The organism is Asticcacaulis sp. SL142 (assembly GCF_026625745.1).
Taxonomy (GTDB): Bacteria; Pseudomonadota; Alphaproteobacteria; order Caulobacterales; family Caulobacteraceae; genus Asticcacaulis.
In genome coordinates, this window is record NZ_CP113061.1 from 3271649 (window position 1) to 3295681 (window position 24033).

15 protein-coding genes and 3 pseudogenes are annotated in these 24033 nt (G+C 58.0%); 11 read left to right on the top strand and 7 right to left on the bottom strand.

Annotated features, from left to right (window positions below):
- The first annotated feature begins 409 nt into the window (after positions 1 to 409).
- Together OVA03_RS14975 and OVA03_RS14980 are read left to right on the top strand one after the other, a co-directional pair.
- Positions 410 to 2818 carry a TonB-dependent siderophore receptor gene (locus tag OVA03_RS14975; RefSeq protein ID WP_267525837.1) on the top strand — a complete coding sequence of 803 codons (2409 nt, stop codon included), beginning with the start codon at positions 410 to 412 and terminating at the stop codon, positions 2816 to 2818.
- A 128-nt stretch (positions 2819 to 2946) separates the two neighbouring features.
- The gene (locus OVA03_RS14980; protein WP_267525838.1) at positions 2947 to 4446 is read left to right on the top strand and encodes a carboxylesterase/lipase family protein; all 1500 of its coding nucleotides are present in this window, start codon (positions 2947 to 2949) and stop codon (positions 4444 to 4446) included.
- A 20-nt stretch (positions 4447 to 4466) separates the two neighbouring features.
- Here OVA03_RS14980 and OVA03_RS14985 read toward each other — a convergent pair whose 3' ends face one another.
- From OVA03_RS14985 to OVA03_RS14995, 3 genes are all read right to left on the bottom strand, one after another.
- A complete protein-coding gene (locus OVA03_RS14985) occupies positions 4467 to 4742 on the bottom strand; it encodes a hypothetical protein (protein ID WP_267525839.1) in 276 nt (91 codons plus the stop codon).
- A gap of 88 nt (positions 4743 to 4830) precedes the next feature.
- Complete coding sequence (gene rbsK / locus OVA03_RS14990; protein ID WP_267525840.1) at positions 4831 to 5769, bottom strand: ribokinase; 939 nt, start codon at positions 5767 to 5769, stop codon at positions 4831 to 4833.
- A 123-nt stretch (positions 5770 to 5892) separates the two neighbouring features.
- Positions 5893 to 8220 (bottom strand): acetamidase/formamidase family protein, encoded by a 2328-nt coding sequence (locus OVA03_RS14995; protein ID WP_267525841.1) that lies wholly within the window; start codon positions 8218 to 8220, stop codon positions 5893 to 5895.
- A gap of 519 nt (positions 8221 to 8739) precedes the next feature.
- On the opposite strand from OVA03_RS14995, the gene OVA03_RS15000 reads away from it, so the two are divergent.
- The 3 genes and pseudogenes from OVA03_RS15000 to OVA03_RS15010 all read left to right on the top strand — a co-directional run bounded on the left by OVA03_RS15000 (position 8740) and on the right by OVA03_RS15010 (position 11198).
- A complete protein-coding gene (locus tag OVA03_RS15000) occupies positions 8740 to 9714 on the top strand; it encodes a PDR/VanB family oxidoreductase (RefSeq protein WP_267525842.1) in 975 nt (324 codons plus the stop codon).
- A gap of 12 nt (positions 9715 to 9726) precedes the next feature.
- Positions 9727 to 10707, top strand: coding sequence for a bile acid:sodium symporter family protein (locus OVA03_RS15005; protein WP_267525843.1), 981 nt, complete (start codon positions 9727 to 9729; stop codon positions 10705 to 10707).
- A 56-nt stretch (positions 10708 to 10763) separates the two neighbouring features.
- Positions 10764 to 11198, top strand: a pseudogene (locus OVA03_RS15010) (NAD-binding protein).
- 226 nt (positions 11199 to 11424) lie between these two features.
- On the opposite strand, the gene OVA03_RS15015 reads toward OVA03_RS15010, so the two are convergent.
- Together OVA03_RS15015 and OVA03_RS15020 are read right to left on the bottom strand one after the other, a co-directional pair.
- Positions 11425 to 11919 (bottom strand): hypothetical protein, encoded by a 495-nt coding sequence (locus OVA03_RS15015; protein ID WP_267525844.1) that lies wholly within the window; start codon positions 11917 to 11919, stop codon positions 11425 to 11427.
- 14 nt (positions 11920 to 11933) lie between these two features.
- On the bottom strand, positions 11934 to 12686 hold the full coding sequence (locus OVA03_RS15020; protein WP_267525845.1) for a DUF4198 domain-containing protein: 753 nt from the start codon (positions 12684 to 12686) through the stop codon (positions 11934 to 11936).
- 254 nt (positions 12687 to 12940) lie between these two features.
- Here OVA03_RS15020 and OVA03_RS15025 point away from each other — a divergent pair, with 254 nt between their 5' ends.
- Together OVA03_RS15025 and OVA03_RS15030 are read left to right on the top strand one after the other, a co-directional pair.
- Positions 12941 to 15082 carry a TonB-dependent receptor domain-containing protein gene (locus tag OVA03_RS15025; RefSeq protein ID WP_267525846.1) on the top strand — a complete coding sequence of 714 codons (2142 nt, stop codon included), beginning with the start codon at positions 12941 to 12943 and terminating at the stop codon, positions 15080 to 15082.
- Positions 15083 to 15088: 6 nt separating this feature from the next.
- On the top strand, positions 15089 to 15850 hold the full coding sequence (locus OVA03_RS15030) for an energy transducer TonB (protein WP_267525847.1): 762 nt from the start codon (positions 15089 to 15091) through the stop codon (positions 15848 to 15850).
- Between the two features lie 303 nt (positions 15851 to 16153).
- Here the strand turns inward: OVA03_RS15030 and OVA03_RS15035 are convergent, their stop codons facing one another.
- Both OVA03_RS15035 and OVA03_RS15040 read right to left on the bottom strand, forming a co-directional pair.
- On the bottom strand, positions 16154 to 16561 hold the full coding sequence (locus OVA03_RS15035) for a hypothetical protein (RefSeq protein WP_267525848.1): 408 nt from the start codon (positions 16559 to 16561) through the stop codon (positions 16154 to 16156).
- Positions 16562 to 16588: 27 nt separating this feature from the next.
- Positions 16589 to 17023: a recombinase family protein gene (locus OVA03_RS15040; RefSeq protein ID WP_267525849.1), complete on the bottom strand. Its 435-nt coding sequence runs from the start codon at positions 17021 to 17023 to the stop codon at positions 16589 to 16591.
- Between the two features lie 230 nt (positions 17024 to 17253).
- On the opposite strand from OVA03_RS15040, the gene OVA03_RS15045 reads away from it, so the two are divergent.
- The 4 genes and pseudogenes from OVA03_RS15045 to OVA03_RS15060 all read left to right on the top strand — a co-directional run bounded on the left by OVA03_RS15045 (position 17254) and on the right by OVA03_RS15060 (position 23397).
- Positions 17254 to 17631: a hypothetical protein gene (locus OVA03_RS15045; RefSeq protein WP_267525850.1), complete on the top strand. Its 378-nt coding sequence runs from the start codon at positions 17254 to 17256 to the stop codon at positions 17629 to 17631.
- A 59-nt stretch (positions 17632 to 17690) separates the two neighbouring features.
- Entirely contained in the window at positions 17691 to 18956 is a 1266-nt protein-coding gene (locus OVA03_RS15050) for a TolC family protein (protein WP_267525851.1), read from the top strand.
- 612 nt (positions 18957 to 19568) lie between these two features.
- Positions 19569 to 19898: pseudogene (locus OVA03_RS15055) on the top strand (HlyD family efflux transporter periplasmic adaptor subunit); the annotation flags it as partial.
- Between the two features lie 336 nt (positions 19899 to 20234).
- Positions 20235 to 23397: pseudogene (locus OVA03_RS15060) on the top strand (efflux RND transporter permease subunit).
- Positions 23398 to 24033 lie beyond the last annotated feature (636 nt).

Consider the following 24033-nt stretch of genomic DNA (forward strand, 5'->3'; position numbering starts at 1 on the left):
TCATGGGAGTTTTAGGACGCTTATTGCGCCTGTGAATTCGGGCGCGATCATCTGTATGCCGCGGGTTCTGGTCTTGATAGTTTGCGTCTGAATTGTTGTTCGGCGGCGTTATCGACCTGTGCCAGGGGGCCCGAAGACAGCGCTTGCCCCGTCAAATCTTGTCTGCACGCGCACGCAAGGGGGCCGGTGAGCTATTGGCTATGTGGGAAAAATACATCGTTTGACGCGCAGGCAGGGCAGCGGCGCAAGTTAGAGGGCGCAGGGGCTCAAGACGGTGACCTGACTATTGTGACAGATTTTTATCAACGATCGGCTGGATCGGACACCTAACCTGAACGCGGCCTTCGCACCTCCCGGCGAATGCAGCATGGTAATAGAAGCTCAATTTTGACCAAGGGGATATGGCAAGATGAACGGCAAGCGTACTCAATTAAAATTCTATCTGCTGGGGCTGACGGCCCTGAGTGGCATCATGTCGGCCCCGGCATTTGCGCAAGAGGCGGCTGAGGGTGATGCGGTGACCGAAGTGGTCGTCACCGGTGCCCGCGACTTGGCAGGCGTCAAGCAAAAGCGCTCAACCAGCAGCGTTTTCGGTATTGATAAGCCGCTGGTCGACACCCCGCGCGCCGTGACCGAAATTTCGGATAAGTTGCTGTCGCGCTATTCGATCAAGAGCGTCTATGACTTTACGGCGGTGGCCGCGGGCACCTATACCGGTTCCTACTTCGGCGTTCCGGGCAGCCTGAACATTCGCGGCACGATGGCTGACAACTATTATAACGGCTTTCAGGGCCTGTCGAATTTTGCCAACTACCCGACGCCGGTTGATGCGACCTCATCGATTGAAATCGTACGCGGCCCGACTTCTCCGGTTTACGGTGCCGGTCAGGTTGGCGGATTCATGAACTTTATCCCGAAGACCGGTTATGGTGAAAACACCAAGTACGTCAACGAACTGGGCGGCGATGCGTCGATCACCATCGGCTCTTACGGTGAAAAGGTTGTCACGGGTAACCTGTCGGTGCCGGTTGACTGGAAGGGCAATAGTGCGGGCTTGCACGTCTTTGCCAAGGTCGAAGATTCCGACAGCTTCTATAAGGGCATGCACCCGTCGTCCGAAGTGGCACAGATTGCCTTTGCCAGTGACCTCGGCTCAAAATGGTCGCTGGAAACCAGCTATCAGTTCATCCACTCTGATGGCTATCTGAAAAACATCGGCTGGAACCGCGTCACGCAGGATCTGATTGATAACGGCAACTATATCTCCGGCTCACCGATCGCCAAGATCAACGATGGCTCGACGCCGTTCATCACCGCCGGTCAGTTCTTTGGCACCGCCTTTGGTTCGACTTTGTTGTTTACCGCGCCCTCTATCGGCGTGACCCCGACACCGAACGATTTCACCACCCTTGATCCGGCGACCGTAAAGCTGGTTAAGCTGTCGCCGCGCACCACCTTCATCGACGAAGGCGTTGACCTCAACGAGGCCATGACCCACACCCTGTATGCCGGTGTGTCACGTGTGTTCGAAAGCGGCGGCAAGCTGAAGTTCGAGGGCTTCCTCAATACGCTCGATTCAGAAAACTACCAAAGCTACGGCTTCGGCAGCAAATATATGTCGACCTTGAGCGAGCAGCGCATCACCTATACGCAGGATTTTGCGACCGGGCCGGTCGAGTGGAAGACGGTATCGGGTGTCAGCCACCGCTTTACCCACGCCCACGTTCAGGGCAGCCTGAATGACTTTGTGATCTCCGAAGATCGCCGTGATTTGAGCGTCGGGGCCACCCCTGATGACCGCTTCAACAATCCGTTTGCGGCCGGTTATAGCTGGGCTACCGATGTGACCAGCAAGATCCACAACTACGGCGCGTTCCTGCTGGGCGATGCGACCTGGGGCCCGGTTAGCCTGACCCTTGGCGGCCGCTCGGATAAGTATGAGGTTGAGGCCAAGAACATAGGTACGGAAACCGGCGGTATCAATGTCGCTACGGCTGACGACGATACGGCCTATAGCTATAACGCCTCGCTGGCCTATAAGTTCGACTGGGCGACCTTCTACACCACCTATGCCCGCGCCAAGTCGCTGCAGGTCGATCAGGGCGGTGGTCTGGCCCCCAGCCTGATCCTCAACGGCGCTTATCTCGGTAATTCGCGCCTGCGCGAAGCCGGGGTCAAGACCTCGCAGTTCGGCGGACGTTTGTTTGCCGCTCTGGCTGTCTATGATCAGGATCGCTCCTACCTAAGCCAGCCGCCATCGGGCGTGCAGACCGTCAGCGCCCTGCGTACCCAGGGGATAGAGGCGGAACTGCGCTACCTCGTCACCGAAAGCTTTGGGATGACGGCGACCCTGACCAAGCAAAAGACCAAGATGCAGCCGACTGCCGGTGCCGGTTTCTTCATCACCGTGCCGTCCTGTCTGGCCGGCATTGAATGTACCGAAGGCTACGGCGGTTATGCGTTCTCCAATGCCAACTACTTCCCCGGTATGCAGGACGGCTATTACCTGCACGCCACGCCGGAAACCAGCGGATCACTGTTTGCCACCTATGATAAGCGCGGCAAGTGGGGCATGACCGGCGGCGTGACCTATGCGTCGGAAACCGGCGGCTTCCTGCCGGGATCGATCGTCCTGCCGGAATATGTGGTGGCGCGGGCCGGGGCCTACTACATCCACGGGCCGTACCGGTTTGATTTCAATGTCGATAACCTGTTTGATGAGGAATATTTCCTGGCCAACAGCGATACCGACGCCAATGCCAACGTCCTGCCCGGTATCGGCCGTACGATGCGTATAAAGCTCAGCCGGACGTTCTAAGCGCTTCCGCTAAGCGTTAAGACGAAAGGTGAGGGTTGTCCTATCTCCCGGACAATCAGTGTTTGTTGCCTAAAGGACAGGTTCGGTGCACTCCGGTGCCGGACCTGTTCCTGCGTTCTCAGGAGTGAATGATGCGCACAGCGATTTTGATGTCGGCGGCCCTGATGGCCATTGCGGCGCCTGCCGTTTGGGCGGGGCCAAAGGTTCAGATTGATGCAGGGACGATTGAGGGTGTGAGTGCGGCAGGCATCGACCGCTATCTGGGCATCCCTTACGCCGCGCCGCCGGTAGGTGAATTACGCTGGCGCGCGCCGCAAAGTCCGGCTCCGTGGTCAGGAACGCTTGAGTCCAGACAGTACGGCCCAGATTGCGTGCAGATGGACATGGACAGCCCGCCGGGACCGGGGTTCGTCAATCCGGAATCCGAAGACTGTCTTTATCTCAATGTCTGGGCCCCTGAAGGTGCGGCCAATAAAAAGCTGCCGGTCATGGTGTGGATCTATGGCGGGGCGTTCATCATGGGGGCGTCGTCCTACCCCAGCTATGACGGCACGGCTTTTGCCAAACAGGATGTGATCGTGGTGTCGATGAACTACCGCGTCGGGCGGTTCGGGTTCTTTGCCCATCCTGAGTTAAGTGTGCCGGGCGAAGCCACCGGCAATTTCGGCCTGATGGACCAGATCGCCGCCCTGAAATGGGTGCAGGCCAATATTGCGGCCTTTGGCGGCGACGCCGGTAATGTCACTATTTTCGGTGAGTCGGCGGGTGCGTCTTCGGTCAATTTCCTGATGGCATCACCGGCGGCGAAGGGCCTGTTCCATAAGGCCATCGCTCAGTCCGGGGGTTCAAACGCCTATGTCAAACCGCTGGAAAAGGCCCATGCCGATGCGGTCGCTTGGGGCGAAAAGGCCGGGGCGAAATCCGCCGAAGATTTGCGCAAACTGCCTGCCGCCACCGTGCTGGGCGCCCCGGTCATTGCTCCTGAAACCGTCATTGCCGATGGCCAGATTGTGTCGAAATCAACGCCAGACGCTTATCTGGCCGGTGAGATTGCCGATGTCCCTTATCTGGTCGGGGCCAATGACTATGAGGAAAGCCTGATCAAATGGCTGCCGGGGGCGGAAAAGAAATTGATTGAAAGCCTTGGGCCAAAAGGTGAGGCGGTCGTGACGCTTTATATGGCCGAGGGGGCATCGCGTGAGGTCGCTGAAAAGCGGGTGTGGGGCGAATATGCCATGACCTTGCCCGCCCGCTGGCGCGCCGATCAGCGTGCGAAATCGGGCAGTAAGGTCTGGCTCTACCGCTTTTCCTATGTGCCGGAAATGCTGCGGGCGACCACGCCGGGGGCAGGCCATGAAAATGAGATTGAAATGGTCTTTGATATCCGCAACAGCCGCACCGCGCGTCATGACTGGACGGCGGCGGATTTGAAGATGGCATCGTCCATGAACCGCTACTGGGCCAATTTCGCCAAGACCGGAAATCCTAATGGCGATGGTTTAGCGCCATGGCCCGCCTATACAGTCAAATCCCGCACCCTGATGCAATTTGGTAAGGACGGCATCGCGCCGATCAAAGACTTCGCCAAGGCCCGCCTTGATGCGCTTGAGGCGGCGACGGCGAAATAGAGGTTGGTAACTTAGTCGCTCTATGTTTCGCCATCGTTGAACCACGACGTGGCAACAGCGGCTGTCTCTGCCTCGTGAACCGATGCAAATGGGCCAATAATGGTAATGGGCTCGCGATTTCTAAAGATCGTGTCCCTGACCCATTCCTGTTCCACATAATAGGCTTGGCCATTGCGCAGTTCATGAATTTCGATGCCGCGCTTGCCGTCTATACTGTATAGATTGGCCGTGACCCGATATTCGACTCCATCGAGAGATTGTCTGGTTTTTCGGGTAAAAAGTTCCCACCATGCCATAGATACCCCCTCCTGCTACGGGAACGGGGGATTATTTAGTATGATCCTTAGCAAGGCAAGAGTTGGGACTCAGGGAAATCGACGTTTCCTAAACCGTCTCCGACAAAAACGCCTCGACCTCGGTGCGGGTCGGGGCGGAATTGGCTGAGGGGCGTGACACGGAAATAGCGGCGGCAGCAGAGGCAAATTCCAGCGCGTCGATCAGCGAGCGTCCCCAGGCCAGTTCGCAGGCCAGCGCGCCGTTAAATACATCGCCTGCGCCGGTCGCATCTACGGCTTCAACCCGAAACGCCGGAAGCCGGATCAATGTCCCCTCAATCAGGGCCGCGCAGCCATTTGACCCCAGGGTGGCTACCACCTGACCAGCCCCGGCCTTACTTAAGCTATGCAGAGCGGCGTGCAGGGTGGCGTCACCCAGTCCCTCTATGCCCGTCAGGCTGGACAGTTCGGTATCGTTGGGCGTAACCACATCGGCCAGAGGCATCAACGCCAAAGCCGCCATATCGACGGGGGCGGGATTAAGTATGGCCTTGACGCCATGCGCGCGGGCGATCTCCAGCGCTTTACGCACGGCCTCAAGCGGAATTTCAAGCTGCACCACCACCACATCGGCCACAGCGATCAGGTGAGTGGCGGCCTCAATCATCTCCGGCGTGACGCAGGCATTGGCACCCGGAGCGACCGCAATCGTGTTCTGACCATCAGTGGCGACGGTAATATGGGCGGTGCCGGTCGGCATTGCGGCCACGGTCTCGACATGCTCGTCCTTGACCCCATTGGTCTTGAGATAGGCGCGGGCCTGCTGACCAAAGGCATCGTCACCGACCGCGCCAACCATGCGTGTATCACAGCCAAGCCGCGCCATCGCCACCGCCTGATTAACGCCCTTACCGCCGATGACGGTGGTAAAGCTTTTGCCCATCACGGTTTCATTGGCGCGCGGTAAGGCTTTGACCTCAACAATGAAATCCGCATTGATTGAACCGACGACGACGATTTTTGGCGTGATTTTAGCGGGCGTAGACATGATACTCTCCGAAGATGGATTTCATGATATGACAAGTCCACAAACGATGGTCTTGTCCTGAGGCGCATGACCTCTTGTTACCGGATGAGGCTCGGCGCTTACCATGTGGCATATTACCGCGAACTATCCGGTGAAAATACCCTTGCGGATAATGGCGTGAGCGCCCCAGTTGCCATTGACCATTTGCGTCACGCCAAAATCAACCCCGACCGACAACAGCGATATGGCCTCATCTTCGCTCAGGCCCTTGGTGGTCATCAAAAACCGCCGGGCCTTTCGGAACGCATCGCGCATGGCCCCTTCGATCGAGGCCTTTTTGTAGATTTCGCTCTGGGCCTTATCGCCCAGTTCACGCAAGTAATTGGGCTGGGAAAAGCCCATGATTACCCATTCGTCCTTGGTTTCGATCAGCGGGTAATCCAGATCCCGCAGCGGATCACGCTGGGTCGATTTGGGGTGCAGGACGATCTGGATCAGGGCGGTCATCGAACACTCAATGGCCGTGCCGCATAGCTCAGAATCGCCCTGAGAGGCATGGGGATCGCCCAGCGACAGCAGGGCCTCCGCCACGTTGACCGGCAAAAATATCGACGCGCCGGGGCCTAAGCGCCAGTTATCGATATTGCCGCCGAAATTGGCCGGTGGCACGGAATCGACCAGCCCCTCCTGAGCGGGCGCGACCGCCACAAACCCGAAATGCGGCCGCACCGGAATTTCGACATTGCGCAGAACGTCATAGTTTTTCTGGATCGTCGTATGATCAATCGGCACGCCCGGATAGTCGTAACGGTCATGTTTGGTGCCATAAGGATCGATCTGCGGGGTATAGCGGAAATTATAGACGGCGTGGGCGCAACAGCGTTCATGGCCGGTTTCGACCTCATAGATGGTGACGACTTCGCGCGGTTTCGGCTCGGTCAGCAGGTCATGATAATGAAACCCCCAATAGGCGGCGACATTGCTGCCAAAGCTGCGACCGGCAAATTTCGGATTGACCGACGGACGGGTCTTGATCTCCAGGAAGCGCACCTCAACCACATCGCCGGGCTTGGCCCCCATGACCCCGATCGGGCCGGTGCAGATATGGACGCCAAAGCCTTCGCCGGCCCCGCGCCCGACCGCAGAGCCGTCCATCGGCCCGGCACCACGCCGTTCAATTGCCTTACCTTCGGGTATCCAGGCATAGACGCTTTCGGCCCCGGCATCGCCTTCGATCATGCGCTCATAATCATCGGCGGCATGGTGAGTCAGGGTTTCAATGGTCACATAATCGCCGGACTGAACTCTAAGTGTCGGTTTAAGATTGCGGCTGATATAGCCCCAGTGCACCGTCTCAGGTGAGGCGGGCAGGTAGTGGTGCCTTACGCCGGATTGCACAGGCAAAGGTGCGTCTTCGGCATCAACCTCAACGGTCAGGGCCTCATCGAGATCCAGCGGTTCGTCTTCGGCAACGGGCGGCTTTTCCTGACGGGCGGTCGGGCGGCCGCGGCGCGGGGCTTCGGCGTCTTCGTTCTCAAGCGGTGGTGATTTGCGGTATTCGCGTGGGGACACGCCGTATTGCTCACGAAAGGCCCGGCTGAAGGAGGCTGAATCGTTAAACCCCCACTGGAACAGAATATCGGAAATGGATTTCTGGGCATGGAGCGGGCTCAACAGGTCCATGCGGCAGCGCTCTAACCGGCGCAATTTGACATAATGCCCAAAGCTTTCATCAACCGTTTCAAACAGTTTTTGCAGATACCGCATGGAGATGCCGTGCTCGGACGCCACCTGCTGCAGGTTCAGGTTGGGATCGGACAGGTGCATTTCTATGGTCTGAAACACCCGCTCCAGTAACATGGCGCGCGCGCCCGCTGACCCGCCCAATGACTTTGACGGCGCGCCTTCCATCAGGGCGGTCAGCAAAAATTCCGGCAGGCTAAGTTCAACCGGCCGCACCCGGTCGGTATTCAGGTCGTTGATGGTATCGGCCACCGAGCGCAACATGCCTGATAGTATCCGGCCCGCGCCAGTATCGCTGGCGATCAGGTTAATGCCGTCGGGCAAAGGGTTGCGTACCCGCAGCGCCAGATAGGGCTTGGGCACCTTGATCAGCAGAAAGCGGTGATCGCGGTGGAAATCGAGGACGGCTTCAATATTGCCATCACCAAAGACGATATCACCTTCGCGCACGGTCAGGATATGGGTGCCGTGGCTGACTTTTAAGTCGCCTTCCAGCAGTTGCAGCAGCCAGATATGATCCGGCTGATCCTGCATATCGATTTTGACGATCTGGGCGGTGGACGACACGCTGATGAAATCAACGCCCTGGGTGCTCTGGTAGCTCGACAGTTCGCCGTAGGCCGTGTCAGTGCTCAAAGCCTCAAGCTTCAGGGATTTACGCTGCAATGCAAAGCGCCAGGAGTCCCAGCGTTGTTCCTTGGGGTAGGCATTGGTCGTAAAACGCAACATGGGGCTATCCGGCAGTTAGGGTGAACGCAAGGGGCAGGGTTTGCCTAAGATGATTTCATCTTATGCACTGTAATATATGGTAATTTTTGATTTCACGGGCGGGGCGTCACCGAGGGCTCCCCCTGCGTCACCTTGTCGCCTGTAAGGTTATTGGCGGGTTAAACCCTAAAACTGTCAACGTCAGGCGCGGGTTTGTGCGCGTACAGACAAGAAAACGTGCAGACGGAACACAGGCATATTCGCAAATGCAAAAAAACGGTCACAATGGAACGCTGCCCGGTGCAAAACATCTGAGGGAAAACTACACCGGGTCCATTGTGACCGGCCCAAGTTCGAGGGGAGGCGGGCACCTTACCCATAAATCGGGTACGCTCGCGGGTCTTGATCGGTCGCGTCCTGAAACTTGGTGGCGCGTTTGGGGGGCGGATATCTGTTCAAGATTATGTGCCTTTATCGACAAGTCACGCACCACGGGTCTCGCTATGGTGGCTCATCGAGTTTTGCTTTGAGGTAGTGAGTATGTCGGAAACCCATCTTCGGGTGCGCGTCCATAATCTGACTGAGGTTGGCCAAAGTGGCGAAGCCGGTTGTGTGCGTATCCTTGACCTGAGAGCCGAAGAGGGTTCGGACCTGCCGCCGTTTGAAGCCGGCGCGCACATCGATATCGTGGCGCGTGAAGGGCTGATCCGGCAATATTCGCTGCTCAATGCGCCGTCGGAGTGTCATCGCTACGTGGTGGCCATTGCGCTGGATGCGACCAGCCGGGGCGGGTCAAAGCATTTTCATGACTGGGTTGAGCCTGACGATGTCCTGACCATCAGTGCGCCGAGGTGCCATTTTCACCTCAATGAAGACAGCCCCTATACGGTGCTGATCGCCGGTGGGATCGGGGTGACGCCGGTGTGGTCGATGGCGCAGCGCCTGCTGGCACTGGGTATGCCGTTTGAGTTTCATTACGGCGCCCGCGCCCGGTCGCAGGCGGCGCTGCTGACGGAAATTGAGGCGACGCTTAAGGCCGCAGGTGTGCACTTTGAGGCGCGGTTTGAAGAGGATGGCGGCGCGCGGCTTAATCTGACGGATATTTTCGAGGGGGCCCCTGAAGGCGCGCATTTCTATGCCTGCGGCCCGTCAGGGATGCTGGATGCCTATATTGCCGCGGGGTCGGCGCGTGGGGTGGACTATGTTCACTATGAACGCTTCTCCGGTGTTGAAGAGGCGGCCACCGAAGGCGGTTTTGAGGTCGAACTGGCCCGCACAGGCGGCTGTTATGAAGTGCCTTCGGGCCTGACCATTCTTGAGGCACTCAAAACTCATGGCATTAATGTGCCGCATAGTTGCGCCGAAGGTATCTGCGGCGCTTGTGAATGTGGGGTCTTATCGGGTATCCCCGACCATCGCGACAGTGTGCTGACCGACGCGGAAAAAGCCGCCAACACGACTATGATGGTGTGCTGCTCCGGATCGCGCTCGCCCAAGCTCGTGCTTGACCTGTAACCGGATAGACTGATGATCAATAAACTCAAAAACGCCGCCAAGGTGATCGACCCGTTCATCGTGATCATGCTGGGGCTGGTGGTGCTGGCCAGCGTCCTGCCGGTGCGCGGGCAGGCGGCGGTGGTGGCTGATATTGTCACCGATGCCGCGATTGTGCTGCTGTTTTTCCTGCATGGGGCCAAGCTGTCGCGGGAAGCTATTGTGGCCGGATTTTCCAACTGGCGCGTCCACGGCGTGGTGCTGGCGACGACCTTTGTGGTCTTTCCGCTGATAGGGCTTTTGATGCAGGTAAGCCTTAGCGGCATTATCGCCCCCATGATCCTGAGCGGGTTTCTGTTCCTCACCCTGCTGCCATCGACCGTGCAGTCTTCGATCGCCTTTACCGGCATAGCGCGCGGCAATGTCGCCGCCGCCGTGTGCAGTGCGTCCTTATCCAACGTGCTGGGGATATTCCTGACGCCGTTGATGGTCGGGCTGTTTATGGGGGCGACCTCTGGCGTATCGATGGCGGCGATTGAAAAGATCGCCCTGCAACTGCTTTTGCCATTTGTGCTGGGTCATCTGGCGCGGCCAATCCTTGCCGGGTTTATCGCCAAGCATAAGACGCTGGTGGGACGGGTCGATCGCACCTCGATCCTGCTGGTGGTCTACACGGCGTTTTCGGCTTCGGTTGTTGAGGGCCTATGGTCGAAAGTCTCCGCCGTTGATCTGATCAGTGTCCTGATACTGTGCGCCGTCGTCCTGACCGTTGTTTTGTGGGGGACGTGGTTTATCTCCGGCCGGTTAGGGTTTGCCCGCGAAGACCGGGTGGTCATCCTGTTCTGTGGCTCAAAGAAAAGCCTGGCGTCCGGCGTGCCCATGGCCTCAACCCTGTTTCCAGCAGTCATGCTCGGGCCGGTGATTTTGCCGCTGATGCTGTTTCACCAGATTCAGTTGATCGTCTGCGCCTTTATTGCCCAGAAGATGAAATCACCCGGTAAGGAGGAGCACTGACCATGAAGATTCTATTCGCAGGCTTAGGCGCCATGGGCGGTCCGATGGCAGGGTAACTGATTCAGGCGGGCCATACGGTTGTTGGTTATAACCGATCCTTCGGGCGGGCTCAGACTTGGAGTGAAAACTACGCCGCCCCTGTCTTTGAAGCGTTTGAGGACGCGGTTTTGGGCGTGGACGTGCTGGCCCTGTGCGTCGGCAATGACGATGATGTGCGTAATCTGGTGTTTTAGGCCATTTCCAAAGGGGCGGCGGGTTCATGGCAGATGGATAACCGCTGGAAAACCATGTCGGCGGGGGAATATGACTTCGGCTTTGCGGTGGAATGGATACGTAAGGATCTGGGCATCGCGCTGGATGAAAGCCGCCGCAATGGCGCCAACCTGCCCATGACCGCCCTGATTGATCAGTTCTACAGCGAAGTGACGGCCATGGGCGGACGGCGGTGGGATACGTCGTCCCTGCATAAGCGGTTGGAGGAAAAATGCTAATGCTTACTAACTTTATCAAAGATATCATACTCCATCCGCATTTCATCGCATGTGACCTAAACTAACCGATTGCACAAGCGGTGGCAGGTTGCCGATTAATCTATTTGCGTCGGGCAAAATTGGACGAGCCAACTCGCTCTACCGGTATTTGAAGGCGCCAGGTAGTGTAAGCAATGGCGGGCAGCTTTGGCCCGCGCCACAGGGACGCAGGCCTGTTCAGCGGACATTACGGGTTGACGAAATCGTCGCCTTTTTTGTCGTTCTTTTGCTGTGTCAGGATTTCCACGTCCTTGGTGGTGATGGTGTTGTCCTTATCGGCGTCATGGCGGTTAAACATGGCGTGGCCTGATGCCTGAAATTCCGTGAAGGTCATTTTGGCGTCTTTGTCCTTATCGAGCACGCCAAAGCGCACCTTGGCCTGACGCATCTGGCGCTGGTACTGTTCTTTTTTCTTTTCGGCATCTGTGACGGACTCAAGCTGTGTGTTCAGACGTGTTTCGTATTCACCGACATACTCTGCCTCTGATAGGGTGCCATTGCTATCTGCATCCATGACCTTGAAATGGGCGGCGCGTTCGGCATCAAATTCTTCGAGCGTGACCTTTCCGTCTTTATTAGTGTCCTGTTCGGCGATGAAGGTGGTGGTCGAATGTGAGGCGGCCATTGACTGACCGGCGATGGCGAGGGTGGTGACGATAGCTATTTTACCAATTAATTTCATGACTTTATCCAGTGTTATTGAGGCAGAACTTCGAGGGTGAGGGTGGCGGTTTCCGACAGCCACAAATCAGCGCGCTCAGGACTTTGGCTTCGGACGCGCACCTGAATGAGGTAGACGCCGGTTTTCGGAGGTGTGAAGCGGGCCGTGCCATCGGCACCGGTTTTCAGGTGTAGCGGTGCCGTTTTCTGAGCTTCGTAGATTTCGCCGTCACGGACGATTTCGATATCTTCACCGGCCACCGGCTTGCCGGAATTAAGCACTGAAAAGACGAATGCTTCCCCCGCATAGGCGTCGTTCGGCGCGGTGACGGGCTGGATAGCCACACCGGCCTGCGGTTTCGCATAGGCACCCGATGTGGGCGCGCCCTTGGTGACATAGACATCGGCGCGCGTCAGGCTCTGGACATCGACGACCTTATCCCCCGCTTTCGGGGCTGAGGCGGGGCCTTCGCCAAAGACGACCTTGCCGTCCTTGAGGGTGGCCTTGGCGACGCGCCCGGTACGCACCCCTGATGAGATGCGATAGGTGCCCTCAACCGGCAGGGCAGGCTCAAGCAGAACCGCGTCTTTCAAGGTTGCTGCCGGGGTCAGGGGCGTGGTCGCCCCATCAGGGGCTGTGAGGTTGAAGGCGTCCGATTTCATGGCCACATCGGATTTCAACTCGCCTTCTGCAAACGAGGCTTCGACGGTGACATGCTTGCGGGCCTTGTCCGGGGTGAAGTGGTTTGGGCGCAGATAAGGGGAGTGAGCCAGGGTGGAACTGGCCATTAAGCCTATAAAAAACAAGGGACTGGATTTGAGCCATAAGGGTTTGAACATCGGGTTTCCTTCTCGATTGCGAGGCTGAATAATTCTGGCGTGGCTGAATTATCACTTTCTATTAATGAGAATCATTATTATTTGCAAGCGGCTTGACAGGACTGATTTGCGCGCCTATCACGCCGTTAATGCGAATTAATCGCAATATCAATCTATTTTGTGTGACGTCACATGAGGGCGTCGGTTTTCAAGGAGTGTGGGGCATGTCGAAGTTTTCAGGGCGCCGTGGGGGCGTAAGTGTATCGGTTTTGGGATTGGCGTTAGCATTGGCGGCGGGGGCTCAGGTCGTAGCGCCCGCGGCTATGGCGCAAGAGGCTGATTCCAAAACCGATACCGGCACAGAACAGGACGACGGCGCGGTCTCGCAACTGTCGCTGGGTAAGATTGTGGTCTCGACCGGCGTCGATAAGGTCGCCATCGATACGCCGCAGTCGGTGACCACGCTTGATCAGGAAGACATCGATAATGCCCAGGCCTCAACCATCGGCGATCTGCTGGAGGGGATTCCGGGCGTGTCGGCGGTCGGTGGCGTCAGTGGTCTGGGGCAGGGTTTTAACATCCGCGGCATGGGCACGGGGGTGGCCGATTCCGACAGCCGTATTCTGATCAATGTCGATGGCGTCTCAAAGTTTTTCGAGCAGTATCGCATGGGCGGGTTCTTTTCGGAGCCAGAGCTTTATAAGCGCGTCGAAGTGCTGCGCGGACCGTCGTCCTCGACCCTTTATGGCGCGGGCGCTCTGGCGGGCGTGATCAATTTCCAGACCAAGGACGCGTCTGATTTTCTGCGCGGCAATGACCGCCTGATGGTGCGGTTTAAGGGCAGCGGCGAGTCCAATGCCGATGCTCGCGCTGGTTCGGTCATCATCGCCGGCCGTCCGACCGACAATCTTGATCTGTTGCTCAGCCTGTCGTCGCGCGTCAGCGATGACTATAAAGATGGCAACGGCAATGTCGTCACCCCGTCCAAGGCTGAAGGGGATTCAGTATTGGCCAAGGCGCGTTATTATGTGGGTGGCGACAAAGGCCACAGCGTCTGGGCGTCGGCCGAAAACTGGCAGAACGATTCCTATCAGGTCTATGATCAGGCCGAAGCCTTTGCCACCACGCCGGTGCGCCGTAAGACGGTCAATGAGAGCTATATCATCGGTTACGACAACGCCTTTGACGGCAATGACTGGCTGGATGTCAAGGCGCAACTGGCCTGGTCCAACATGCAGGTCGATCAGACCGACAATGCCGGTTTCAGCCCTAATACGGTAGGCTATAATTCGTCCTATGTTTATAAAACGGTTCAGGGACGATTGGAAAACACCTCGACCTTGACCTTCGGGCCGGACTGGAACGCCTTTGTGACGACGGGCCTGCAAACCTATAAGCAGGAGCGCCGCAACCCGCGCTATCGTCAGGACGGCAGCTACATTAATCCGGGCGCCACCACCCACCCGGAAGGCGACCTGACCCGCTACAGCGCCTTCATTCAGGGCGAGTTTATCTGGAAAGAAAAGCTGACCATCATTCCCGGCGTGCGCGTGGATCGTGTCAAGCTGGAGTCGGATTACCTGATTGCTACCCAGTCGAAACCGGAGACCGTCGAGGACACCGGCGTGTCGCCAAAAATCGCGGTGCTCTATAGCTTCAACGATAATTTCAATGTGTTCGGGTCGGTGTCGCGCACCGTGCGTATGCCGGTCCTGGATGAGGTCTATTCGGCAACCGCAACACAGCCGCTTAATCTCAATCTGGAAAACGAAGAATCCACTAACTACGAAATGGGCGGTGCGCTCGCTTTTGGCAGCCTGTTGACTGACCGCGATAAACTTCATGCCAAGCTGACGGTGTTCCGCAATAACGTGGATAATCTCATTGCACGCGGCACAACAGGTTCCTCCTATTTCCGCAATTTCGGTGAGGCCCGCTATGAAGGGGTTGAGTTTGAGGCGGAATATGCCACCCGCCGTTTCTTTACCCGTGCCGCACTGTCTGTCGTTGACGGCGAGGATCGCACGGCGCAGGCGATCCCACTCAATACAGTGCCCGCCGATGAACTGACGCTCAATGCCGGTTATGTCGTTCCGTCGTTGAACCTGACGCTGGGGTGGCGCGGTGAATTTGCGGCTAAGGCCTATAAATATAACACCGCGACCGGCGCTGTCACCAGCACGACTGACGACTATAACATTCACAACCTTTACGCCATCTGGAAGCCGCAGGGCGAAGCCGTTCTGCGCGGTGTGGATGTGCGCTTGAGCGTCGATAATGTCGGCGATGAATATTTCCGCAGGCACCTGTCCTCCCTGCCCGCGGAAGGCAGAACGGTGAAGCTCAGCGTCGGCAAGACATTCTAATCCTCAATGTCTGCATCGATAAGAACTCACGTTCTGGCCGTAGGAGCCTCCGTTCTGGTGAACGGGGGCTTCCTCGCTATGGTCATGTTTGTAGCATCACCAGCACCGCCTGAAGTCTACGAAGAGGCCGCAATGATGGTGACTATGGTGGGCCCGGCCTCGGAGGCGCAAAGTGCATCTGAGGCGTCGGATGATGTGTCTGAGGCTGATGCGTCGGATGACGATCATCCACCTGAAAAACCTGAGCTCGAACCCGTAAAGCCAGTGCCGGTAAAGCCATCGCCGCTTGAGCCGATAGCCAGTGCGCCCAGTGAGCCTGTGGTGGATCAAAACACCGCCACCGCTCTGGCTCGTCCGTCAAAACCGGCATCACAGTCGGCGCCATCGGCAAAAAGTACCGCACCAGCTTCACCGTCAGCCCCCTCTGCATCTGGCCCTGTGGCTCAGGCGGCCAGCATGTCCAACACATCACGTAATCATACCAACGCCTATCTGGCGCGGGTCAGGGCCTATGTCGAAAGTCATAAGGTCTATCCGCGCGGGGCCAAACGCCTGCGTCAGGAAGGGGTAGTCACCGTCAGTTTCACTATTGATCGTGAGGGACGATTGTTATCGAGCCGGATAGTCAAATCTTCTGGGATAGCGGCCTTTGATCAGGAGGCGCTTGAGGTTTTGAAACGCGCAGAACCGATGCCTAAACCACCAAAGGATGTCATAGGAAACAGGCTGGAAATGATCACGCAACTCGAATTCAGTTTGGAAAAATAGCGGAATACTCAGGCATGAACTCTAACCAATCAACCTCAGTCGCTGATTTCAGTTTACTCACGGTGATAGTCCTTTAACGTCGGGAACAGGGGTGGCGCGATTACGAGAGCCTTAACTCCCGCGTCCCTTATCGCGATCGCAGGCGATCCCCGCCTATCAAAAATGCGCACAAATTAACCAGCATTTTGCCCGGAGGTTCATTCTCCGACAATGGCCCTTATGGCTCTGCTTCTCGATCTTTACCAGTTCCGCTTTCCAGGCATCGCCGCTGGAGCGGCGCTCCCGGTTCAGCCGGTTGGTCTCCTACGCATAGTCGCGCATGGCTTCCTCAACGATCTCAGGGGCCATCATGCGGTCTTTCAGACCGGAGAGCACACGGGCCTCCAGATACTCACGCGGGATCGTGCGGCTATATGAACAGGCGCCCTTGCTGATGTGGTTCGAGCAGGCGAAGCGATCAGCGCCACGAAGCGAGTAGGGGTCTTCGAAGCTGCCGTAGAACACCAGGCCGGACAGAAGCGACTTGGGCCTACGTGTGCCGTTCAGGCGGTTCTTTTTATGGTGTTTGCGAACGGCTTCGGTGACGTTGGCAAACTTCTCGGCGATCTCGCCTTGCCGGGCACGGACCGACTGCCAGAGTTCGTCTTCCACAATGCGCAGCTCCGGCACATCCTTGATGATCCATTCCGATTCCGGGTTCAGGCGTGACACGCGCTTTCCGGTGGATGGATCTTTGATCTAGCGGAGCCGGTTCCAGATCAGGCGGCCGATATAGAGTTCATTATTCACCAGCCCCGTGCCGCGCTTCACATGGCCGCGGATCGTCGTGTCGTTCCACAACTTGCCACCCGGGCCGGGCACACCTTCTTCGTTCAGGGTGCGGGCAATGGTGCGCGGGCCGACGCCGGCGGCGAACTTGCGGAAAATGCGCCGGACAACATTCGCCTCGGCTTCATTGATCTCGCGGTCGCCGCGAATGGGATCACCGCGCGAATCGAGTTGCTTGACGACATTGGAGCCAAAGCACAGTCCGCCGCCTGACTTGCCGTCCTCGACGCGACCACGAATGCCGCGATGGGTTTTGGCGGCAAGGTCTTTCAGGAACAGCGCGTTCATCGTGCCCTTCAGGCCGACATGAAGCTCGCTGATCTCGCCTTCGGATATTCGCTTCAATCTCGGTGTTCTGAACGTTATTACTGGAGCGTCGAAAACAGGCAAGTCGGCGCTACTAGACATCGTTGACTACTGCTGGGGGCGAACGGAAGCCCTGCACGATTTCAATTATTAAATGATGGTTGTTATTGCTTCGTGCCGATTGTTTAGGCATGGTGCCATGCAAATATTTTAGGCTGAACTTCCCAATGCAGGTCTGCTTTCGCCAATCAAAGACTGAAGGCTTTCGAGTGTGGCTGTTGACGATCTGTCTCAGCTTGCTCGTGCATGGGGCGTGGATCACCAGTCAGTCGGACGTAAATATTATTGACCATATGGCTCGCGGTGACATTGAGCAGATGTTCGGCCGCGAAGATCATCACCACGACGCGCTTAATCATGACGAACAGGCTCATGCCGATGCCTATGATATCCTAGTTGCGGACGCTGATAGCCCGTTAGATGTTCATCATCATCACCAGGTTTATGAGACTTCGGCCAGCCTTCTGCCGACGATCAGTCTTGTCACGCCACCGTCGATGGCGTCTTCTCTGCTGGTAGCGCCGGGTGATCTGCCGGCACCCGATGGTGTCCGCCCATCAGGCCCCTTCCAGCCGCCCCGCGGCTGAGTCGAATACCAAAGCGCTGCGTCGTCCGACGCGGTGAGGTTCGATTCAAGGAAACTTTCATGCAAAATACCCTTAAGCGTCCCCTCATGGGGCGCGTCGGGCTGAGTCTGCTTGCCTGCGCAAGCCTCGGCCTGACCACAGCCGCGTGGGCCGAGGCCCTGCCGCTGTCCGTCGCACTGTCCCGTGCGGCCGAAGCCGACCCGCATCTCAAGGCTGTCGACAGCCGCCTGCGGGCGGTTGATGGCGCGGTACAGCAGGCCGGTTTGCGGCCCAATCCGACCCTTGGGCTGCAAACCGAGAATGTGCTGGGCTCGAACAGCTATGGCGGAATCGATGGCGCAGAGACCACACTCAGTTACAGTCAGGTCTATGAGTCGCCGCAAAAGCGCCAGGCGCGTCAGGATATGGCCGTGACACAGCGTGATCTGCTTCTGGCTGAGGCACGGGTGCGCGGCCTTGATCTCATGCTGGAGGTCGAGATGGTCTGGATTGAGGCGCAGGCAGCGCAGGCCGAGGCGGATTTGGCCGAGCGCCGCTTGCACATGGCGCAGCGTTCACAAAAAGAAATCACCCGCCGGGTCACTGCGGCGCGCGATCCCCTATTTGCTGGGGCTCTGATCGATGCCAGCGTCGCCAAAGCGCAGATCGGTCTGGATCAGGCCCGTCGCAAGGCCCGCGCCGCCAAGTCACGACTGGTCGCCTATTGGAGCGGGAACGCCGACATCGATCTGGACGAGACGGCGTTTGCGTCCCCGGTACTGCCGACCTTCATATCGGATGACATGCCTGACGCGGAGGTACTTCGGGCCCGCGAGCGTGCCGCTCTGGCACGGGTTCGCGTTGAGACGACCCGGCCTTTACGCGATAAGACCTTGTCTGCCGGGGTGCGGCACTTCAATGCCGATGGCTCCGTCGCGTTCGTGGTGGGCGGGTCTGTCCCTTTGGGGCGCCATGATACCAATCGCGGCGCGATCGCCCAGGCCAATGCCGAGGCAGAGGCTGCCGCACTCGATATTCGCGCCTACGAGGTGCAGCGCGCGCGGGAACGGGCGGCGATCGAGGCCCGTCTTGGCGGCTATCTGGCCGAGGTCGCACGGCTTGATGCCGAGGTGGTGCCACAGGCCGAGCGGGCCATTCGGTTGGTCGAGGACGGCTTTGCCCGGGGCGGCTTCGCCTACCGTGACCTGATGACCGCCCAGGAGGCGCTTTTGACCGTGCAGGCTGAACGCCTGATTATTCTGAAAACCTTTCATATGGAACGGGCGCGCTTTGAGCGGCTGAGCGGTCAATGGATCGCCTTGCTGCCCGCCCCGGAGGCACACTAATGACTATTCTGAACACAAATCGGCGCGTCTGGATGACCGGCGCGGCGGCCCTGGCCCTGACGAGCCCTTGCCGCCTGCGGCGACAAGAAGGCGGCGACACTGGCGAGTGAGCACGGCGCAGCTAAGCCCGAAGCGTTTGAACGCGGCCCCCATCGCGGACGCATGTTGCGCGACGGCGATTTCGCGGTTGAAATCACCATCTTCGAAGAGGGGGTTGAGCCGGAATACCGTGTCTATCCCTACCTTAAGGACATACCCTTGCCGCCCGTGCAGGTTAAGCTTGCCATCGAACTGACCCGGCTTGGCAATGTGAAGAACAATATCGCTTTTACCCCTCAGGAAGACTACCTGCGCGGGGACACGGTAATCATTGAGCCCCATTCCTTCGATGTGAAGGTCACGGCCACCCATTTGGGCCGGTCGCACCAGTGGGCCTTTGCGTCTTATGAGGGCCGCACGGTCATTTCAGCGCAGGCCGCGCAGGCGGGGGGCATCCGCACGGAGATCGCCGGGCCGACTTCAATCAGCGAAATCGTCACGATTGCCGGTCGGGTCGAGATCAAACCCGAAGGTAAATCTCAGGTTCGCGCCTGGTATCCCGGCCGGATCATGATGCTGAACGTCGAACTGGGGCAAAGCGTGCGCAAAGGTCAGATCATAGCCCGCGTTGAATCGAGCGAAAGCCTGCAAACCTATGCCATACCGGCCCCGATATCCGGGGTGATTGTCGAAAAGAACGCCAATACTGGAGACTATTCCGGCGACATCGCCATGGTGGTCATTGCCGATCCGACCAAGCTGCATGCCGAGTTCTTCGTCTATCCGCGTGACGCGGAAAAAGTGAAGGTTGGTCAGACCGTTGAGGTGAGGAGTTTGTCGGGCGACGCACGGATTAAGGCTGAGGTTGAGGCGATTTTACCGACCGCCGATCTGGTCAGCCAGACCCTGATCGCCCATGCCCATTTGCCGGAAAGGGCGGCGGCGTCTTTCCGGCCTGGCATGGGGGTTGAGGGGGATTTTGCGGTGAATGAGACGTCCGTCCCTTTGGCGGTCAAAACTAAGGGGCTTTCAGCCCTTCCGCGACTTCACGGTCGTCTACGCCAAGGTCGGAGATACATACGAAGTGCGTATGCTGGAACTGGGCCGCCGCACGCCGGAATGGACGGAAATCCTCAGTGGCCTCGAACCCGGCACGGAATATGTGACCGATGGTGCCTTCCTCATCCGCGCGGACATCGAAAAGTCCGGTGCCAGCCACGATCACTAGGGAGGGGCGACATGCAAAAGACACCTTTCCTGGAAGCGGTCATTGCCGCATCCATTCGTTATCGCTGGACTGTGCTGGCGCTTGTCCTCCTGTCGGCGGCCATTGGTATCTGGAGTTTCCAGCGCCTTCCGATTGACGCCACGCCCGACATCACCAATGTACAGGTGCAGATCAACACCGAGGCACCGGGCTTTTCGCCGCTGGAGGCGGAACAACGCATCACCTTCCCGGTGGAGACGGCGATTGCCGGTCTGCCGGGGCTGCAATATACCCGCTCAATTTCCCGCTATGGCCTGTCGCAGGTCACGGTCGTCTTCAAGGACGGCACGGATATCTACTTTGCCCGCCAACTGGTGGGCGAGCGGCTGCAAAGTGCGCGTAGCCAGTTGCCTGAGGGCGTGAACCCGGAAATGGGCCCCATCGCCACCGGCCTTGGCGAAATCTTCATGTATACGGTCGAGGCCAAGCCTGAGGCCCGTAAACCTGACGGCTCCGACTATACGCCCGAAGACCTGAGAACGCTTCAGGATTGGGTCATCCGGCCGCAACTGCGCAACACGCCGGGCGTCACCGAAGTCAACACCATCGGCGGGTTTGAACGGCAATATCATGTCACCCCGTTGCCAGAGCGCCTCTCGGCCTATGGCCTGACCATGGCCGATGTGGTCTCGGCCATTGGGCGCAATACCTCCAATGTCGGGGCAGGCTATGTTGAACGCTACGGCGAGCAGTATCTGATCCGGGTGCCGGGGCAGGCGGAAGGCATCGCTGATCTCGCAGGCATCATCGTGGTCAGCCGGGGCGGGGTGCCGATCCGGGTTGCAGACGTTGCGGATGTTGTCATGGGCGAAGAATTGCGCACGGGGGCGGCGACCGAAGATGGCCAGGAAGTGGTGCTCGGTACTGTCTTTATGCTGGCGGGAGAGAATAGCCGCACTGTTGCCAAAGCGGCGGCCGAGCGCCTGAAACAAGCTTCCGCCGCATTGCCGCCGGGCGTTGAAGCCGTGGCAGTCTACGACCGGGCAGACCTCGTCGAACGCGCAATCAAAACCGTCGAAAAGAACCTGCTCGAAGGCGCGTTGCTGGTCATCGTCATCCTGTTTCTGCTGCTCGGCAATATCCGCGCGGCGCTTATCACGGCGGCGATCATCCCGTTTGCCATGCTGATGACCATCACCGGCATGGTCAGGGCCGGGGTGTCGGGCAACCTGATGTCGCTCGGCGCCCTTGATTTTGGCCTCATCGTCGACGGGGCGGTGATCATTGTCGAGAATTGCCTCAGACGGTTTGCTGAGGCCCAGGAAACACCTTGGGCGACTGCTGACCCGCGATGAGCGGTTCAGACTCACGGCCACAGCGACCTCCGAGGTCATCCGGCCATCCCTGTTTGGCGTGCTGATCATTACGCTCGTCTATGTGCCGATCTTTGCTCTCACCGGCGTTGAGGGCAAGATGTTCCATCCGATGGCCATTACGGTCGTCATGGCGCTGACGGCGGCCCTGATCCTGTCGCTAACCTTTGTTCCGGCGGCGGTGGCGATGTTTGTCACCGGCAAGGTACAGGAAAAGGAAAGCCCGTTCATGCGAGGGGCGCGGGGGCTTTATGAACCCCTGTTGAAAATGGCGCTTGATCTGCGCGTCATCATGGTCAGCGTTGCGGTCGCTCTGGTCATACTGGCGGGCTTTGCCGCCAGCCGCATGGGATCGGAGTTCATTCCAAACCTCGACGAAGGCGATATCGCCCTTCATGCCCTGCGCATTCCTGGCACCAGCCTGACTCAGGCCGTTCAGATGCAGGCGGCTCTGGAGGCCCGCATCAAGCAGTTCCCGGAAGTCGAGCGGGTGGTCGCCAAGATCGGCACAGCGGAGGTTGCTACCGATCCGATGCCGCCCAGCGTCGCCGATACCTTCGTCATGCTGAAAGACCGCAAGGACTGGCCAAATCCAAATAAGCCACGGGCTCAGCTTGTGACGGAAATGGAAACGGCGGTTAAAAAAATCCCTGGTAATAATTATGAGTTCACGCAGCCGATCCAGATGCGGTTTAACGAACTTCTGTCCGGGGTGCGCGCCGATGTCGCCGTCAAAATCTACGGCGATGATCTCGATATCCTGCTCGAAAAAGGCGATGTCATCAAAAGCGTCATGGAGGGCATTGAGGGCGCACAGGATGTCGGCGTCGAGCAGGTTACCGGCCTGCCGGTGTTGCAAATCCGCCCAGACCGGGCCGCTCTGGCAAGGTTAGGGCTCAATGTCGATGACGTTCAGAGTGTCGTGGCTACCTCAATGGGCGGCACCGTGGCGGGTCAGATATTCGAGGGCGACCGGCGCTTTGACATTGTTGTGCGCCTGCCGGAGGACATCCGCCGCAATGTCGATGAGATCGGGCGTCTGCGTATCCCGCTGAAGACCGGTGAAGGGGCAAGCGGTTTCGTGCCGCTTGAGGATGTGGCGACGATTACCCTCGAAAAAGGACCCAACCAGATCACTCGTGAAAACGGCAAGCGCCGGGTCGTGGTCACCGCCAATGTGCGCGGTCGCGACCTGGGCTCGTTTATCACTGAGGTTCAGCAAACGGTCGGTGCCGATGTCGAGGTGCCCGCAGGCTACTGGATTGGCTATGGCGGGACTTTCGAGCAACTGATCTCCGCAGCCAAACGGCTTCAGTTTGTCGTTCCGGCGGCAATGATCCTGATCTTCGGATTGCTTTACGCCCTGTTCCGCTCAGTCAAAGATGCGGCCATTGTCTTCTCCGGCGTGCCCCTGGCCCTGACGGGCGGTGTGGCGGCGCTTATCTTGCGCGACATGCCGTTGTCGATCTCGGCCGGGGTGGGCTTCATCGCCCTGTCAGGGGTGGCGGTGCTCAATGGTGTCGTCATGGTCACCTTCATTCGCAGTCTCATCTCAGAGGGTAAGCCTCTGGACGCGGCGATTTATGAAGGGGCTTTGACGCGGCTGCGGCCGGTGCTGATGACGGCTCTGGTGGCGTCCCTTGGATTCGTGCCCATGGCGCTCAATGTTGGGGCCGGGGCCGAGGTCCAGCGACCCTTGGCTACGGTCGTGATCGGCGGCATCGTCTCATCGACGCTCCTAACCCTGCTGGTCTTGCCGGCGCTTTACCGCATCGTCCACGGGCGCAACGGAAAACACCGTCCGGGGGTCGCCGAGGCCTAAATTCCGTGGGGGTGGCGTTACGCTGCCCCCATTGCTCTTTTTCACAGAATTTTCCATGTTGAGCGTCCTTCAAAACAGAAACCATCGCTACATGTCCGGGGCTCAGGCCATAGGGTTCGCCGTTCGGTTCAGCAAGTCACAAGCTCGGCAGTTCAGACACCCCATTTGACCGCTTTGGGGTGCCAATCGGTTCTGTTCTGGATTTCTTTTAATTAAAAATTTGCGCCCAATAGGCCTTATGAGACTTCGGAACGACCGTGAACGCAGGTTTACATTTCATTTGTATAGATTCAGTCAACCTCACGAAATTACTCGGACCAAAAGAAACAGAACAGACAGAACCGATTTTCCGCCAGCCAAGCCAAATCGCGATCACACTTTAACACCCTGGCAAAAAACGCTCTATCCTAAGTTGACAGATAAACGAAAAGGGGGCTCCTTTGTCCAAGGCCATTATGCGCCTTAAATCGCAGTTAAGTTGGCGATGCTCATAAAGTTCACGCACTTGCCATGCTCAGTTTAGTCAGTCAGTCGGTAGGGACGTGTGATGTCCCCAGAATGTAGAAACTTGGTTGTTACGAAACGGACTAGGAGAGCTGCAAATGAAGATACCAAACCCGTCTCGTCGAGTGTTTC